Genomic DNA, 1,511 nt, shown 5'->3' with positions numbered 1-1,511 from the left:
GCCTGTATCGCATGGCCGGACGGGGAAGATGAATTTCTGACCATGGACAGCGTGCGCTTTCACGAAAAGATGGGGTATCGGTTGACGGGCCATTTTCACAAATGCGGCCGGAAATTTGACCGATGGTACGACATGGTGTGGATGGAAAAGTTTTTGGGTCCACACAAAGACTCACAGCCACCGGTTTTGGCTTTTCCTCTTGTGCGTCAAACGGTCTGTGAACAACTTGGTATTTTGTAAAAAAAGATCGGTCGATCCAATGCTCGACCGATCTTTTTATTTATACACGGCGATACACTAAAAAGTCAAAGCCAATCTCTGTGGTGAGCTCCGTGCAAAGAGCCAAACGCTGTGCGCCCTCTCGAGGCGTCTTCCAATAGTAAGGCGTCATCTGAAACAACTGCCCGATTTGTTCGCCGCGCACAGTGATCTGCCCCCGCACGGGCACGCGCCGCTCTAAGGAAAATCCCTTGTACGCCACGTCGCTGGTAGTGTTTTCGTAAGGAGTATCGTACAGCACCTGCTTGAGCCCGAACAGATGACGCGGCCCAGGCACCGCATAAATCAAAACGCCCCCAGGTACCAATACCCGCGCAAATTCTGTTTCAACCATCGGGCTAAACACATTTAAAAGGCAATGAACAGAGCCCGATACCATAGGGATGGCAAAACTGCCGGCAACCGCCCAAAACACCTGCTTATCCCGACCTGCCGCGGCCTTGACCGCGAATTTTGAGATGTCGTAGCCAGCCACGCAAGCCTTTTTACCGGCATCGCGCAATGCCTTTGCCACACCCGCAGTATAATATCCCTCTCCGCAGCCTGCATCCAGCACGTGAGGACCGGAAATTTTTGCGGTATATTCCAAAACCAGACGGATGAGCTCGCTCTGAAAAGGCTCATAAAATCCCTCATCCAAAAAGGCGCGCCGCGCCGCAACCATCTCCCGGTTGTCTCCGGGCACTTTGGCGTGCATCCGGCCGGACGGCAAAAGATGTGCATAGCCTTTGGCGGCCATGTCAAAGCTGTGGCGAGCCGGACACCGAAGTGCGCCGTCCTGGAAATGCAGTGCTCCGCCACAAACGGGACAGCAAAAAGGTTGTTCCATAGCATTGTTCCTCTCAGGACAAAAAGCGGGAGCCGGGCTCCCGCTTTCTCTTTTATTCTTCATCGCCGCCCATTCCGTGCGCCTTCATATATTCTTCAAAGCTGGCAAACTTTTGCGCAGGAGCCCGGCGGCTGATCAGTTGAATGCTGTTGTCCTCTTCCGTATCAGCCTTTTTGGGCTGGCGGCGGGGCGTCTCTTTGGCCGGACGCTGCCGCAAAGGCTGCGCCGCTTTGGCTGCGCGAGGCTGTGCAGGTTCTTTCTTTTCGGGTTTTTCGACCTTTTCAGGCTTGTTTTCATTGGTTTGAGCTGCGGGCTGCACTGTGCCCTGCCGGTTTTTGTTGTGCCGTCTTCCGCCTCGACGACGACGCTTTTTCGGCGCGGCCTCTCCCTGTGCGGGTGCGGG

At 54.7% G+C, this 1,511-nt stretch carries 2 protein-coding genes and 1 pseudogene; 1 reads left to right on the top strand and 2 read right to left on the bottom strand.

The features are described 5' to 3' along the window. The coding region (locus tag AB5H98_RS13480) for an N-acetyltransferase family protein (RefSeq protein ID WP_367926393.1) at window positions 1–240 on the top strand (240 nt) is incomplete at its 5' end. A gap of 40 nt (window positions 241–280) precedes the next feature. Here AB5H98_RS13480 and AB5H98_RS13475 read toward each other — a convergent pair. Both AB5H98_RS13475 and AB5H98_RS13470 read right to left on the bottom strand, forming a co-directional pair. Beyond that, the gene (locus AB5H98_RS13475) at window positions 281–1,108 is read right to left on the bottom strand and encodes a putative RNA methyltransferase (RefSeq protein WP_367926392.1); all 828 of its coding nucleotides are present in this window, start codon (window positions 1,106–1,108) and stop codon (window positions 281–283) included. A 52-nt stretch (window positions 1,109–1,160) separates the two neighbouring features. Next, window positions 1,161–1,511 (bottom strand): annotated as a pseudogene (locus tag AB5H98_RS13470) (hypothetical protein); the annotation flags it as partial.

It is taken from the genome of uncultured Ruthenibacterium sp. (assembly GCF_963558415.1).
Taxonomy (GTDB): Bacteria; Bacillota; Clostridia; order Oscillospirales; family Ruminococcaceae; genus Ruthenibacterium.
This window is presented reverse-complemented; position numbering and strand designations above follow the sequence as displayed.